Below are 14,776 nucleotides of genomic sequence, written 5' to 3' on the forward strand. Positions count from 1 at the left end.
TTGTTCTCCTACTCCAATATCGCTACGCGTAAGACTTCCTCGGTGGTTGTTATCCCTTGTTTGACCTTTAATAAACCATCATCAACCAAAAATATGGTTTTACTTTTTATCGCATGTTCCTTTAGCTTTTGAAAAGAATCATCATTCATAATGATTCGGCGCATTTCATCATTTAGAACGAGCACCTCATGGAGGGCAACCCTACCTTTATAACCTGTCATGTTACAAGAAGGACAGCCTTTTCCGCGTGTTACTTTATCTATCTTCATACCGCGTTTAGCAAAAATTTCTACTTCGCGCTTTGATGGCTCTTGTACCTCAACACAATCTCGGCACACCTTACGAACTAATCGCTGTGCGACGATGCCCGTTAACGAGGAAGCAATTAAAAATGGCTCCACGCCCATATCAATTAACCGGGTAATTGTTCCTAATGAATCATTGGTGTGCAGAGTGCTTAGTACTAAGTGTCCCGTTAACGAAGCTCGTACCGCTACTTCGGCTGTGTCCTTATCACGTATCTCCCCAACCATGATTATGTTTGGATCTTGACGGAGGATGGAACGAAGTCCAGCGGCAAAGGTCATACCGACATTTGTATTAACCTGAATTTGATTGATTCCCTCTAACTGGTATTCCACAGGGTCCTCAATGGTAATGATGTTTACTTGTTCGCTGTTCAACTTGTTTAACGCAGCATAGAGTGTCGATGATTTACCGGAACCAGTTGGCCCAGTAATCAAGACAATCCCGGTCGGTTGTTCAATCATTTCATTAAATCGTTTGAGATTGAGGGAATTAAAGCCAATTTTATTTAAATCATTTAATGATGCCCCCATGTCTAAAATCCGCATAACGATCTTTTCACCGTATACAGTGGGTAATGTAGAGACACGGAGATCAATAGGATGAAAATCAAGATTAATCTTAATTCGACCATCCTGTGGAATACGCTGTTCTGTAATATCAAGATTGGACATAATTTTGATCCTGGCTGTTAGCACACTTTGCATTTGTCGTGGTAAAATCCGTTCTACCTTTAATACTCCATCCACTCGGTAGCGAACAACCACTTTTGTTTCCTGTGGATCAATATGAATATCACTTGCTTTTTGAACCACAGCATTGGTCAGTAACTGGTTGACTAGACGGACGATTGGTGAATCCAGGTTGGTAACATCATCGTCCTGGCCACGTTCATTAGCCGACAATTCACCAAACAGTTCATCTAAATCTTCATCCGTATTGTAATATTTATTAATCGCTCTAATTATATCGTCTTTTGTTGCAATCCTTGTTTCAATATGGAATCCCGTTGACAGACGGAGGTCGTCAATCACTATAAAATCCATTGGGTCGACCAAGGCAACATAAAGTTTATTACCTTCCTTTTTCAAAGGGATAATTAAGTTCCGTCTTGCTGTTTCCTTCGAGATAAGTGAAAAAAGATTCGTATCAAACGGATATTGCATAAGGTTAATATGTGGAATACCTAACTGCTGTTCGAGAACTTCAGCTAACTGATGGTCAGTAATATATCCTCGCTGCAGTAAAGCGTCACCAATTTTTTGGTTTGGATCTTTTTCATCTAATGTCGATTGAAGCTGTTCTGGGGTAATTAACCCCTCATCAATTAACAAATCACCCAGACGCCTTCTACTTTGCTTCATTGTTATCACTTCTTTTAACTACCTTACTTTGCTTGCTCATTCGGATTCCCCCAAAGTTCATCATCCTCAAGACCCTGTTGCAGTATGTCAGATGGTAACGGTGTTTGATTTCCAGTTGGATCCACTACATCGGTTGGTTCAATTCCACTGATTGGTTGATTTCCATCAGTCGTTCCCGTTAATCCATGTATCTCCACACGGTATGTTGGCTGGTAATAATCCTCAGATATTAGTTCACTGTTTACTAACTTGCTTCCTTGAAAAATATCGCGATAAACCTTGATGATTCGACCGTCAGCACCAACCGTTTTTACCTTTATTTTCCCAAGAAGGACTAGTGGACTGTATTGGAGAATCGTCTTCGGCTTTAGTTGCTGTTCATCTTTTTTTATTATTTTATAGTCATAAAGGAACTTTTCGCCCTTTAATGTTACTTTAAAGTTATTGTTTTCAAGTTTAAATTCAAGGATATATTTTGTTTTATTTGGATTTACTATTACTAAATCTGCACCTTGTGCAAAATTAACCCTTGCCTCAAAACCTAAAACCGCATAACCTGGCAGTACGCTACTGATATTTCTTTCAGTAATTGCGAAATTCGTTGGTAAAATAGCTTGATAAATACCCGTTGCAATTACATTTAATGAATCTGATTTTTCTTTACTCTGCTGCTTAGCAAATTCTAATAGAGAAAAAGTTGCTTCCTCAGCAATGGTGATTTCTGGATTCGCTTCAATCACTGATTCTAAATCAAATGGAATTTCTTTTAACTTTAATACAGCCTCATTGATGACTGCATCTTTTTGTGCTGCGTCAGCAAGTTGATAATCACCTGTTAGATTAAAGCTATATGAACCGGTTTCGAATTGGGATGCGGTTTGTATTAAATCATTCGTAAGCTTTGAAAGTTCTAATTCATTACTGTCTACCTGCGGAAATAAAATTTGAATTTGTTCCTCAACTTGTAGCAACTCGATCGTAATGGTTGCAGCGTTCGGCTGTCCGTCCATTATGTTGTTAACTGTTTGTGTAGAATCTAACTGAAATAGGTTGATGTCGAATGGCACAATTTTTTCACTATATTGAAGTTCTATTTTCGTATTTTTTACCCAATCAAGATATTTTTCTTCTAATAAACTGATCACTTCACTCTCTGATTTCCCAGTAACATCTAATGACCCTACAGTTGTTCCTTCAGAATAGCTTCCGTCATCAGTGAATTTTTCAAAGGCTTGTACACCAAAATGAGTCGTACTAAACATAAATGCCGAACTGAAAAAAAGCACAACGAATAATTTCAATAATCGTTGATTTTTAACCATAATCTCTGCCCCCTGCATATCCCTTTATTTCTGCAATTCGACTACTCGCTTGGAGTTGTTTTCTTCTAAATTATCTTCACGACCTGCTGCAACCTCTTTTGTATCAAATAACAACTCAAGTTCTGACTCATCTATTTGGTTATCGTCAATATCTACTTTTTCTTTTTCATTTATCTCTTTCATGTCTGCTAACTCATCAAGGCAGCCTTCTTCCATTTCTTGACTTTCAACAGAATCTTCAAGCAGCATGCTTTCAATATCGGAAAGATAACTAACCTCAACCTCGGCATCATCAATTTCAGGTTCTGCTTCTATTTCGCTATCGCGCTCCTGTAAAAAGGAAATATCTTCATCTAATCCTAAAGCATTGTCATTTTCTTCTGTAGAAGTTGTGCTCGCCTCAGGCTTTAAATTACCTGCTGTTTTTGTCAAAGCAGGTACTACAATTTCTAATTCTGATAATTCTAGTGAATCTATTTCAGGAGTATTTTCTTTTTGTTTAGATGCGAATGGTAATTCAATATCTTCAAACATCACTTCTTCAACTATGTCTTTCTCTTCATAGACCATTGCTGCAATACGGGAATCCATCATGTATGCCGCGAAAAAGGCTAGTACTAGTAACATCAATAATATTGCCCATATTGGAAAGGATGTGGTGGCTGCAAGTCCTCCTAGTGCGAGCACAAAACCAGTTAATACGACAAAAAACTTCCCTTTTAAAGTGAATCCTAGCGGTAAAAAGGCTATAATCAACATTAAAATCAACATAGACCCAAAGGCCCAAATGATTGTTTGCATTCATCCACTCCCTCTCATAATTTATAGGTATATTCTATTAAACTACATTTTCTCTCAAATTAAATTATTTTTTGTAAGTTTATCCAAAAATTAGACAAAATTCGCCTAATAGATATTGTATAATACTTTTAACAAGTTTAAAAGAAGCTGGAAAACATTTGTAGGTATAAAATACTGACGTTTGTTAAATTTTGTTTACACTATCTGTTAAAATATATCTAGCAATTTAATTACTACTATTTTCTCCCAAGAAGGGAATGGATTATATGGAAAGTTTGAACAGTGAAAAAGGTGTAACTCTCGTAGAGATTTTAGTATCGATAACTCTTTTATCTGTAGTTTTAATCACTTTTATGAGTATTTTCCCACAAATGGGAAAGGTGAATAACCTTAACGAAGACAAGGCCCAAGCCACAAATATTGCTAAGGAAATTTTAATAAATTGGCAAGACTCTACTGATGTTCAAACATTCCTTAAATCATCGACGCAAACCTCAGGTTTTTTACCTAAGCATGTGAATAATTATCTACACTACACAACATTCGATCCTGATGAATTTTCTGAATACTACTATTTTGAAACCACACAAGATAAATACGATGTTCAGATAAAAGTAAAAAAGGCTGCAAACAATAGTTCAAAAAGTTCACATCTACACCAAATCGTTATAAAACTATTTAATGATAAAGGCAACGTTGTAAGTGAAACTTATGGATATGTAAAAAGATAGGAGGAATAGAATTGAAAGAGAAACAAGGTGGTTTGACTTTAGTCGAAGTGTTAGCCACATTAACAATTCTTTCTACTGTAAGTGTAATTATTTACAGTGTGTTTTTTCAAGGCCTTTCATTTTCACATGAAGCGATAAGCAAAAATCAGATGCACCAAGAAACAAATCTTTTAATTACTAATTTGAAAAAGATTCATACTACGGCTAGAAGATATGACATATTAAATACCAACTCTGATTGTGATATTACTGTTAATATTAAGGATAACCCAACTGATCCAAATCTTGTTACTAGAACAGAAATTTTAAGTCATCCTAACATGTGTTTTAATTTTGAGATTACTAACTCTGTTTCAAATACTATAATCCCAAATAAGACTGGACATAATGTCGCTATAAAGTTGAACACAAGTGACAAAAATAATAAACAAAATGAAATAACGATAGATACATTTCTCTATCGAGTGAAGGGTGCTGATTATCAATGAAAAAGTTAAAAAATGAAGAAGGGTATGCTCTTGTTACTGTCCTATTTATCATAACGATATTTACAATTTTATCCGTTTCTTTCATGGGACAGGCCTTTTCAAGCACAAAACAAAATCAAATACTGGAGAAATCTACGAGATCAGTGTCAGCTGCTGAAATGGGGGTATCCTTTTATCAGGTTGAAGTTCAAAAGCTTTTTGAATCAAAACAAACAGATGTTTCAAATAAAGTAAGGACTTTATTAGGAACAAACCCACTCGAATCTACCTTAAAAAGTACAGCGACAGAGATAATGGCAGGAGAACTACTTAAAGAATTTCCGAATACAAGTGAAAGAGCTCCAATTTTAATTGAAGAACATCCGAATGCTAGTTTTAAAATTAAAAATTTCAGTGCGGTCCCTGACTTAACATCCCATGAAATAAATATATCCTTTGATATATTAGGATATGAGGATAAAAAAGAAACAAAACTATCTACTAAAATGTCACTTAATTTAGGTCCTATTTCTAAACAAACAACTTCAACAACTAATGAAAAAGTATTACCTAACTACAATGAAATATCCAGTGAAGGTGGAACCATTGTTACTGGGGACTATAAAACCATAACAAACGGTAAAGGATTGAGTAACCAAACAATTTACTCAAATGATGCTAACGGGTCCGTCACTGTAAATGATAATGCAAATAAATCATCAAACTTAAGCATTCATGCTGAAGGCTCCATAACTGCTGATAAAAATATGAATAGTTCTTCTACCTTGAAGATGGAAACAAAAGGAAATTTAACTTTTCTTGGACAGATACGAATGGATACTCAATCAAGAATACTTGTAAAATACGACTTTAAAAACTTTAATTATGATGATGACAATGAATCTGATGACGATGAATCTAATAATTCCAACAGTGACAATGGACAAAATGGAAATCACTTAACTCTGGACAATTCTTTTCTATATGTCGGTCAAGATGCCTATGTTAACAAGTTAACTGTTACAAATAATTCTAAAATGTGTATTAACAGAAATCTGTTTGTATATAGCTATAATAATTTTTCTGTTGCTAGCAATAGTTTATTTGTTAAAGGGACAGTTAATAAATGGGACCTAGTGTCAGGAAATGGAAAAGATAAAGTTTATGGCTGGGTACCAGTAAGTGGTTTAGGCGGGACTACCGATGATGTGTTTTTAGCACAATGTGGAAGTAGTGTGCCTGCTTCCTATCAAATCAACTGGCCAAATGAAATTACTACTACGATAGATATTGTAGATTATTAGAAGAAATAGAACATATAAAAAAGGTAAGTCACTTATCTCATATTAGTTCCGCTATTACCCATATCTTAATTATATAAAAAGTACCTATAGATGAAACACTTTTTTAAGTGTCCTATCTATAGGTACCACATTATTTAGGGAACCTTCTATTTATTTAATATACTCTGCCACCCGATTCCTACCAGCCCGCTTCGCTCCAACATACAATGCCCTATCTGCATGCCTGATCAATGCAAGCGAATCTTCAGCATCTTCCGGCGCAGTTGCAACTCCAATTGATGCGGTGATAGTAACCTGCTGTCTTGTTTTGTCATGATCGAGTGATTCGGTTACTGTAAATGGAGTATCTGCTATCGTTTGCCTAATCAATTCTGCCATTTGAAAAGCCTCTACTTTTGATATTTCAGGCAGGAGAACGACGAATTCTTCGCCGCCGTATCGTGCTACTGTTCCGCATGTTCCCACCAGCTTAGTTAACCTTGTTGCCAGCTCGAAGAGGATTTCATTTCCGCTTTGATGGCCATAGGTATCATTTACTTCCTTGAAGTGGTCAATATCTAGGATGATTAACGATAATTCTTTACGTTCAAATCTATATAACTTTTCAAATTCTTCATTGAGAAGGTTTTCAAAATAACGATAATTATATAATTTCGTTAGGGCGCAACGTTCGCTTTGAATCTTTGTCAACTCATAGTGCTTTGCATTTTCAATCGCAACCGCCAAATAGGAACAAAGGATATCGACAATCATCAATTGGGATTTCTCATAAGCCCGTTTTCGCTTTGAAGCAAGCATGAGTACGCCAATCACCTTTTTATTTCTAACAATTGGGACCGCTAAGATACTTTCCGAATCATCAGGAATATACCCCTTCGTATTCGTACTCCATTGTTTCCTCGAAGTGTAGATTGCTGCTTTGCCCGTATCCCATACCTGTCCGCTAATACCTTCATTTCTTTTTACGGTTGGCATACTTTCAGTTCCATCCGTCACATTACCGCCCTCGATCCTGCGAATCAATTGCAGTTTGTCCCCACTCGTAACATCGAGTATATACGCATAGTCAACAGGAAGCATTCCGGTTATTTTCTGTATAAACAAATCAATTACATCATCGACCTGAAGACGCTCGGCCATTTGATGGCCGATTTCAGCCGCTTTCTGCAAATACTCATTAACTTTTTCACTAGAATAATATAGTTTAAATATGATGGATAAACTGATAAAGGGAATGCCGATAAAGAATAAGGCCAATAATCCCAATTGGTTATACATGATATACAATACAAACCCAAGTGGCAAAGTGACGATGGTAGTAATCGTCTCAACAACGAAATCCTTCCCAAAGAAAGATTCCTTGCTCTTATAAATAACATATAAATAAAACGAAAATATCACTTGATTGATAAAGTAACCTACAATCGGATATAAAGCTGCGATCCATAGTGAGTTAGGATTCGTCAAAAAATCGGGTCCTGTTTGACCGCCTAACTGATAATAAATGACACCACTTACTAAGGAAATAATAAAAAACATAATCGAATTAAGCGGCACCCGAAAGAGCTCTGACTTATGCATTCTTAATTTTATTAGTAATACCATAACGGCAACCTGTGTAAAGATCAGTTCTGCAAATAACCCAAATCTTAAAAAAGCAGCAAGTGAAACCCACTGAATTAAAAATACGCTTACACCATTAATAGTGATTGGCATCGCACCGACAATTGAAAATAGAAACAAAAATGCGAAGATATCAAACCATTGGCCAGAGAATGTAGGAGGAAAAGCATTATATATATACCACATCCCTGCAGGTACGACTAACACCCATACAAGGAAAAGCAATTTTTTTGTGCGTGTATTTACACTCATCCCATCCTCCCTCTCTTTAATTCGCTAAAGACATTTTATCAAATAAATGAAGGCTTGTCATAAGGAATCATCTTATTTTTCTAAATAATTACATAAAATTGGTCTCACTTCGGAAATTAAATATAATGAACCAGTTAATACCAATATATCTTCCTTTTTAAGCTGGTTGATTTCTAGTGATAGACTTTCGGAAACATTGATTGATGAATGTTTATTAGCCAATGAACTTATACTTGCTAGTTGTGTTGCTGACGCTGCGCGTGGAAAGTCAAAGTCGACAAAAGTAATTTTCTCAGCAAGATTATCGAGCATTTCAATCATTACTCTCGTATTCTTATCTCTTAAAGCTCCAAAAATAAACTGAAATTTATGGTTTGGGTATTCTTGCTGGAGTGTCTCTACTAGTCGTTCCATTGCCGCTGGGTTATGTGCCCCGTCTAGTATAATCACAGGACTTTCAGAAACAAGCTCAAACCTTCCTGGCCAAAGGGTTTGTTTTAATCCTTTTTTAATATGTTTCTTTTCGATATGAAAATGATTCTCTCTATTCAACACCTCTGCTGCCATGATTGCCAATGAGCCATTTTCCTTTTGGTGATTTCCTTTCATCGCTAGCTGTAGATGCTGGTAGTTTCCTAGTGGGGTTTGGACTGTAAAGTCATCTCCATTATCTGCAATCAATATGTCCTCATTCAATACATACAATTTTGAATGACAGTCTACTGCCTTTTCCCTAATTACCTTCAATGCCGCTTCATCTTTTACCCCCGTAATACAAGGAATCTCCTTTTTAATAATCCCTGCCTTTTGGTAAGTAATATCCGTAAGCGTTTCACCAAGGTAGGCCGTGTGTTCCAGACTAATTGTCGTAATGATGGACAAGAGCGGGGAGATAATATTAGTTGAGTCTGTTAACCCACCCATCCCCGTTTCAAAAATAACGATATCCTGGCTAGCAATAACAGAAAAATAAATAATCGCAAGGACCGTTAGTAATTCAAAGTCGGTTAAGCGTTCAATTTCTTTCTTGTCTTTAATATTTGATAGCATATAGTTTAATGTTTCATCCAACTTTTCTTCGGTAATCGGCCCATCATTTGTACTTATTTGGTCTTTAACATCTTCAATATGTGGTGATGTGAACGTTCCGACAGAATAGCCTGCTTCCTTCAGAATATTTCTGAGAAATTGTAGCGTGGAACCCTTCCCATTTGTACCAGCAATATGGACTGCCTTTAAGTGTTGGTGAGGATTTCCTAGAAGCGCTAAAAAATTTTCGATTCTATTAAGTCCCAAATTAATTTCTGTTTTCGTATGTATGTCGAACTTTTCTTTTATTTGATTGAAGCCCTTAATCATATTGAAATAACCTCTCTTTTGTTGTCACAGTTGGTTTTTATACGTTAGAATATCATTATACTTCAATACATTAGCAGGTGTAATTAATTAGACCGAACCAAAATTTGCTAAACGATAATTTCTATGAAGTACTAGATTTACTTGTATCTAGTTTCGTACATTAAGGAGCAAACAATGATAAATCACACTCTCTCCTGCTGGGTTATTTATAACGGCAGTCTTACCTCTGAAAAATTTATTGATCAAGCAGAAATGATTAAACAAAGCGCTGAACGGAAAAATATTAGCTGTGAGATCTACAAAAACTATGAACTGACGATGGAAATTTGTGAAGGAAATTTACGTTTGGGTGTTATTGTTGATGAAAAGCAAAAGCCCGATTTTGTCATCTTCTTAGATAAAGATATCCTCCTTGGCAGACAATTGGAGCAGTTAGGTATTCCTGTCTACAATCCGATTTCAGCCATTGAAAGATGCGATAATAAAGCGATTATGTATCAGACGTTAGCAAACCATGGACTGCCCATTCCTGAAACGATTATTGCCCCAAAGGTTTATAAGGGGTTTGAGCTAAGAGACAACCAGTATTATCAATACGTTATTAGCCGGCTCGGCTTTCCGATGATAATTAAAGAAGTCCATGGATCCTTTGGAATGAAGGTCTATTTAATACAGGACGAAATCGAGTTTTACGATAAAATCAAGGAATTATCTGGTATTTCGTTTTTATTTCAAAAATATATTCGCTCCAGTCATGGCAGAGATCTTCGTATTAATGTTGTTGGTGATCAAGCAGTTGCCACCATGTACAGGCATTCTGAAACGGATTTTAGAGCCAATGTCTCGAACGGCGGCAGAATGGAAATCTATGAACCAACTGCTGCACAAATCGAGCTAGCGGTAAAATGTTCACAGATTATGGGGACCTATTTTTCTGGTATCGATATTTTATTTGGAGAAAATGAGGAACCGATTATTTGTGAGGTTAACTCTAATGCCCATATCCGTAATATCTATGATTGCACGGGGGTTTGGGTGGCAGATTATATGATTGACTTTATTATTAATCATCTTGAGGAAACTAAGAATGTGTGAGAGTGGAAAGGGCTTGCTTATATATAAAAAGACCGATGCAGAGCGTAATCAAGGCTTCATCCAGATGTTACTAGAAGAAGCAAGGCTGCAGGATATTTCGTTACAGCTTGTTTTTGAGGAAGATCTGAGCTTTGGAGTAACAGGAAATAAACTTTCCCTCACCCATCCTATTTCTGATGTGGGAGATATTAGCTTTGCGATTATGAGAACGATCAATCCACTGCTTTCTAAACAGCTAGAACAGCTTAAGATTACTTGCTTTAATCCTGCCTATGTGTCGGAAATTTGCAATGACAAAGCGGTAACCTACCAGTATATCGCTGGGTTAGGAATTCCGATGTTAGATACTTATTTTGTTTCCAATGAAACGTTTGACGGTGACGACTTGGCATTGACCTTTCCGATGGTTTTAAAACAATCCGATGGCCGCGGTGGGAAAGAAGTATACTTAGTTCATTCAGTAGAGGAGATTTTAGACAAACTGCATGAGCTACCAAATAAAAGATTTGTGTTGCAGGAATTTGCTGATAACCCTGGGAAGGATATTCGAGTGTTTGTACTTGGTAATGAAGTCATAGGAGCCGTTCTCCGTGAATCAACTACATCATTTAAAGCAAATTACACATTAGGTGGTACCGTTCGCCCCTACCTATTAAATGAGTCTGAATTGGAGCTGGTAGGAAGGATTTTTTCTAGTCTGAAAGCAGATTTTATCGGGATTGATTTTCTTTTAAATAAACAAGGCGACCTGTTATTCAATGAAATCGAGGATGTTGTCGGTTGCCGCTCATTGTATTCAACCTCTGATGTGAATGCGGCTGCACTGTATATGGATTATATAAAGAAGTCGATAGAATGTAGGTAAACTCTTGCAAGTAGGCTTCATGAGGACCTCTTTCGTGATTTTTTTGTAAAAGTGGGCTTCATGAACGCTTCATGAGGACCTCTTTCGTGATTTTTCTGTAAAAGTGGGCTTCATGAACGCTCCATGAGGACCTCTTTCGTGAATTTTTCGTAAAAGTGGGCTTCATGAACGCTCCATGTGGACCTCTTTCGTGAAATTTTCGTAAAAGTGGGCTTCATGAACTTTATAATTAAAGTCTACACCGCTCCAATCTACACAATAACGACTATCAGAAATGGGGTAGCCTTACATAAAGGCTACCCCTAAAAATTATCCTCTTAACTCTTTTATCCGTGCTTCCACCATTGTTCTTTTTTCTCGGTAATCTTTTTCTTTTGCACGTTCTTCTAAAACAACACTTTCAGGAGCCTTCTTCATAAAGCCTTCGTTGCTTAGCTTCTTTTCGACTCTTTCGACTTCTTTTGAGTATTTCTCATATTCCTTTTCGAGGCGAGCAATTTCTTCATCAATGTTAATCAAGCCTTCAAGCGGAAGGATGATTTCTAAGCCAGTGACAATCGCCGTCATTGCCTTATCAGGTGTTTCGATGTCTGTACCGATTTGTAATTCTTCCGGGTTACAGAATTTTTCAATATAGCCGCGGTTTTTCTCTAGTGCGTTCAGGATGTCTTCATCCTTTACCTTAACAAGCATTTTAACTTTTTTGCTCATTGGCGTATTAACCTCTGCACGGATATTCCGAACAGAACGAATCATTTCCATTAGCATTTTCATTTCTTGCGCTGCTTGTGCATCGGTAAGAGCAGGATCTACTTCCGGCCATTTCGCAATCGTGATGGACTCCCCTTGATGAGGAAGGTTTTGCCAGATTTCTTCGGTAATGAATGGCATGAACGGATGCAATAGGCGCATCGTTTGATCTAATACATGTGCAAGAATGGAACGGGTCGTTTTCTTAGCCGCTTCGTCCTCACCGTAAAGCGGGAGCTTCGCCATTTCAATATACCAGTCACAGAAATCATCCCAAATGAAGTTGTAAAGCGCCCTGCCTACTTCGCCAAATTCATAGCGTGCAGACAGTCTCGTTACGGTTTCAATTGTTTCATTTAGCTGATTAAGAATCCACTTATCAGCAACGGATTTTTCACCGCTAAAATCGATTTCTTCAAACTTCATTCCGTCCATATTCATCAATGCAAAACGGGAAGCGTTCCAAATCTTATTGGCAAAGTTCCAGGTTGATTCTACCTTCTCGGTACTATAGCGCAAATCCTGCCCTGGTGAACTTCCAGTTGATAAGAAGTAGCGCAGTGAATCGGCACCATACTTATCAATAACATCCATTGGATCAACACCATTACCTAACGACTTACTCATCTTCCGCCCTTGCTCATCACGAACGAGTCCATGGATAAGAACATCTTTAAATGGACGCTCGCCAGTAAATTCAATACTTTGGAAAATCATTCTCGATACCCAGAAGAAAATGATATCATAGCCTGTTACAAGTGCATCTGTCGGGAAATAGCGCTTGAAATCCGCAGATTCCTTATCAGGCCAGCCCATCGTTGAGAATGGCCAAAGAGCTGAACTGAACCAAGTATCTAATACATCCTTGTCCTGCTCCCAATTTTCACTGTCAGCTGGCGCTTCATTGCCAACATAGATTTCACCGGTTTCCTTATGGTACCAAGCAGGAATCCGATGGCCCCACCAAAGCTGTCTTGAAATACACCAATCACGGATGTTTTCCATCCAGCGAAGATAAGTCTTTTCAAATCGATCGGGAACAAAATTAACCTTTTCTTCCTTGTTTTGCAATGCAATCGCCTCGTCCGCAAGCGGCTGCATCTTAACGAACCATTGTGTTGATAGGTAAGGCTCAACAACCGCTCCGCTGCGTTCAGAGTGTCCTACTGAGTGCATGTGGTCTTCTATTTTGAATAGAACGCCTTGTTCCTGAAGGTCTTTCACAATTTGCTTGCGGCATTCAAAGCGATCCATGTCTTGATATTTACCAGCTTTCGCATTCATTGAACCATCTTCGTTCATGACAAGAACGCGCTCCAGGTTGTGGCGATTACCGATTTCAAAGTCATTTGGATCATGTGCTGGAGTAATTTTTACCGCTCCGGAACCGAATTCCATATCAACATAATCATCACCAACAATCGGAATTTCACGACCAACGATTGGCAGGATTACCGTTTTACCGATTAAATGCTTATAGCGGTCATCTTCCGGATGAACGGCAACCGCGGTATCACCAAGCATGGTCTCAGGGCGAGTGGTTGCAATTTCAATATGTCCTGAACCGTCTGCTAGCGGATATCTCATATGATAGAAAGCACCTTGAATATCTTTATAAATAACCTCGATATCAGAGATGGCTGTTTTTGTTGAAGGATCCCAGTTGATAATGTATTCACCGCGATATATCAAACCTTTTTGATAAAGGGTAACAAAAACTTCCTGAACGGCCTTAGACAGTCCTTCATCAAGCGTAAACCGCTCACGGCTATAATCTAGTCCTAAGCCAACCTTTGCCCACTGCTGGCGAATATGTGAAGCATATTCTTCCTTCCACTTCCATGTTTCCTCAACAAACTTCTCTCGTCCTAAGTCATACCGGCTTTTGCCTTCGCTGCGAAGTTTTTCTTCTACCTTCGCCTGGGTAGCAATTCCCGCGTGGTCCATTCCCGGTAGCCAAAGAACATCATAGCCCTGCATCCGTTTCATTCGTGTAACGATATCTTGTAATGTCGTATCCCATGCATGCCCTAAATGAAGCTTTCCAGTAACGTTTGGCGGCGGAATAACAATCGAATAAGGCTGTTTGCTCTCATCACCTTTTGCTTCAAAAAACTTTCCTTTTAGCCACCATTCATAGCGCCCTTGTTCGATCGTTTGTGGATCGTACTTTGTTGGCATCGTCAATTCCTTTGTTTCCATTGAATTTTCCTCCTTTTTAAAAAACAAAAAACCCCATTCGTCATAAAAGGACGAATGGAGTTTGTTTCGCGGTACCACCTTTTTTCCAATCATCATAAAATGATTGGCTCTCAAGTAGGATAACGGACTTAGTCCGTCTTTAACTAATCGGATTTAAAAATCCTTTCGCTAAAGAAGCTCGAGGGCGACCTTCCGAGTCTCTACTTAGAAAACCTTTCAGCTAATGGTTTTCCTCTCTTGAAGCAGGTTAACATCGTACTCTTCCCTGTCTGTGCATTTGCTTTTAATTTATATTGTTTATACTACCCAAAAAAGGCTCTAGACGTCAATAATGA

Annotated in this window: 11 protein-coding genes and 1 other annotated feature; of the genes, 5 read left to right on the forward strand and 6 right to left on the reverse strand. The window is 37.7% G+C overall.

What is annotated here, in order from left to right:
- Nucleotides 1-8: 8 nt before the first annotated feature.
- Genes NSS81_RS05190 through NSS81_RS05200 form a run of 3 tightly spaced genes read right to left on the reverse strand, consistent with a single transcriptional unit; the run spans nucleotide 9 to nucleotide 3,793 of the window.
- Nucleotides 9-1,670: an ATPase, T2SS/T4P/T4SS family gene (locus NSS81_RS05190; protein ID WP_342432476.1), complete on the reverse strand. Its 1,662-nt coding sequence runs from the start codon at nucleotides 1,668-1,670 to the stop codon at nucleotides 9-11.
- A 23-nt stretch (nucleotides 1,671-1,693) separates the two neighbouring features.
- Nucleotides 1,694-2,992 (reverse strand): hypothetical protein, encoded by a 1,299-nt coding sequence (locus tag NSS81_RS05195; RefSeq protein WP_342432477.1) that lies wholly within the window; start codon nucleotides 2,990-2,992, stop codon nucleotides 1,694-1,696.
- 24 nt (nucleotides 2,993-3,016) lie between these two features.
- Complete coding sequence (locus NSS81_RS05200) at nucleotides 3,017-3,793, reverse strand: UbiA family prenyltransferase (RefSeq protein WP_342432478.1); 777 nt, start codon at nucleotides 3,791-3,793, stop codon at nucleotides 3,017-3,019.
- A gap of 266 nt (nucleotides 3,794-4,059) precedes the next feature.
- Here NSS81_RS05200 and NSS81_RS05205 point away from each other — a divergent pair, with 266 nt between their 5' ends.
- The 3 genes from NSS81_RS05205 to NSS81_RS05215 are packed head-to-tail and all read left to right on the forward strand — an operon-like array spanning nucleotide 4,060 to nucleotide 6,295.
- The gene (locus tag NSS81_RS05205; protein WP_342432479.1) at nucleotides 4,060-4,524 is read left to right on the forward strand and encodes a type II secretion system protein; all 465 of its coding nucleotides are present in this window, start codon (nucleotides 4,060-4,062) and stop codon (nucleotides 4,522-4,524) included.
- 11 nt (nucleotides 4,525-4,535) lie between these two features.
- Nucleotides 4,536-5,012 carry a prepilin-type N-terminal cleavage/methylation domain-containing protein gene (locus NSS81_RS05210; protein WP_342432480.1) on the forward strand — a complete coding sequence of 159 codons (477 nt, stop codon included), beginning with the start codon at nucleotides 4,536-4,538 and terminating at the stop codon, nucleotides 5,010-5,012.
- Nucleotides 5,009-6,295, forward strand: a complete 1,287-nt coding sequence (locus NSS81_RS05215; RefSeq protein ID WP_342432481.1) for a hypothetical protein — start codon at nucleotides 5,009-5,011, stop codon at nucleotides 6,293-6,295. Before NSS81_RS05210 ends, NSS81_RS05215 begins: the two co-directional genes overlap by 4 nt.
- Before the next feature lie 150 nt (nucleotides 6,296-6,445).
- On the opposite strand, the gene NSS81_RS05220 is transcribed toward NSS81_RS05215, so the two are convergent.
- Both NSS81_RS05220 and NSS81_RS05225 read right to left on the reverse strand, forming a co-directional pair.
- Nucleotides 6,446-8,170: a sensor domain-containing diguanylate cyclase gene (locus NSS81_RS05220; RefSeq protein WP_342432482.1), complete on the reverse strand. Its 1,725-nt coding sequence runs from the start codon at nucleotides 8,168-8,170 to the stop codon at nucleotides 6,446-6,448.
- 72 nt (nucleotides 8,171-8,242) lie between these two features.
- Nucleotides 8,243-9,529 carry a folylpolyglutamate synthase/dihydrofolate synthase family protein gene (locus NSS81_RS05225; RefSeq protein WP_342432483.1) on the reverse strand — a complete coding sequence of 429 codons (1,287 nt, stop codon included), beginning with the start codon at nucleotides 9,527-9,529 and terminating at the stop codon, nucleotides 8,243-8,245.
- A gap of 174 nt (nucleotides 9,530-9,703) precedes the next feature.
- Between NSS81_RS05225 and NSS81_RS05230 the strand changes: the two genes are divergently transcribed.
- Together NSS81_RS05230 and NSS81_RS05235 are read left to right on the forward strand one after the other, a co-directional pair.
- The gene (locus tag NSS81_RS05230; RefSeq protein WP_342432484.1) at nucleotides 9,704-10,624 is read left to right on the forward strand and encodes a RimK family alpha-L-glutamate ligase; all 921 of its coding nucleotides are present in this window, start codon (nucleotides 9,704-9,706) and stop codon (nucleotides 10,622-10,624) included.
- Nucleotides 10,602-11,489 carry a hypothetical protein gene (locus NSS81_RS05235; RefSeq protein WP_342432485.1) on the forward strand — a complete coding sequence of 296 codons (888 nt, stop codon included), beginning with the start codon at nucleotides 10,602-10,604 and terminating at the stop codon, nucleotides 11,487-11,489. Before NSS81_RS05230 ends, NSS81_RS05235 begins: the two co-directional genes overlap by 23 nt.
- A gap of 309 nt (nucleotides 11,490-11,798) precedes the next feature.
- Here the strand turns inward: NSS81_RS05235 and NSS81_RS05240 are convergent, their stop codons facing one another.
- Nucleotides 11,799-14,441, reverse strand: coding sequence for a valine--tRNA ligase (locus NSS81_RS05240; protein ID WP_342432486.1), 2,643 nt, complete (start codon nucleotides 14,439-14,441; stop codon nucleotides 11,799-11,801).
- A 43-nt stretch (nucleotides 14,442-14,484) separates the two neighbouring features.
- Nucleotides 14,485-14,722: a binding site (T-box leader), on the reverse strand.
- Between the last annotated feature and the right edge of the window lie 54 nt (nucleotides 14,723-14,776).

Source organism: Neobacillus sp. FSL H8-0543, from assembly GCF_038592905.1.
Classification (GTDB): domain Bacteria; phylum Bacillota; class Bacilli; order Bacillales; family Cytobacillaceae; genus Neobacillus.

Excerpts from the sequence above, each read along its gene's own strand:
- NSS81_RS05220 (WP_342432482.1), bottom strand. The coding sequence starts at position 8,170 with ATGAGTGTAAATACACGCACAAAAAAATTGCTTTTCCTTGTATGGGTG.
- NSS81_RS05195 (WP_342432477.1), bottom strand. The coding sequence starts at position 2,992 with ATGGTTAAAAATCAACGATTATTGAAATTATTCGTTGTGCTTTTTTTC.
- NSS81_RS05215 (WP_342432481.1), top strand. The coding sequence starts at position 5,009 with ATGAAAAAGTTAAAAAATGAAGAAGGGTATGCTCTTGTTACTGTCCTA.
- NSS81_RS05230 (WP_342432484.1), top strand. The coding sequence starts at position 9,704 with ATGATAAATCACACTCTCTCCTGCTGGGTTATTTATAACGGCAGTCTT.
- NSS81_RS05190 (WP_342432476.1), bottom strand. The coding sequence starts at position 1,670 with ATGAAGCAAAGTAGAAGGCGTCTGGGTGATTTGTTAATTGATGAGGGG.
- NSS81_RS05225 (WP_342432483.1), bottom strand. The coding sequence starts at position 9,529 with ATGATTAAGGGCTTCAATCAAATAAAAGAAAAGTTCGACATACATACG.
- NSS81_RS05200 (WP_342432478.1), bottom strand. The coding sequence starts at position 3,793 with ATGCAAACAATCATTTGGGCCTTTGGGTCTATGTTGATTTTAATGTTG.
- NSS81_RS05240 (WP_342432486.1), bottom strand. The coding sequence starts at position 14,441 with ATGGAAACAAAGGAATTGACGATGCCAACAAAGTACGATCCACAAACG.
- NSS81_RS05205 (WP_342432479.1), top strand. The coding sequence starts at position 4,060 with ATGGAAAGTTTGAACAGTGAAAAAGGTGTAACTCTCGTAGAGATTTTA.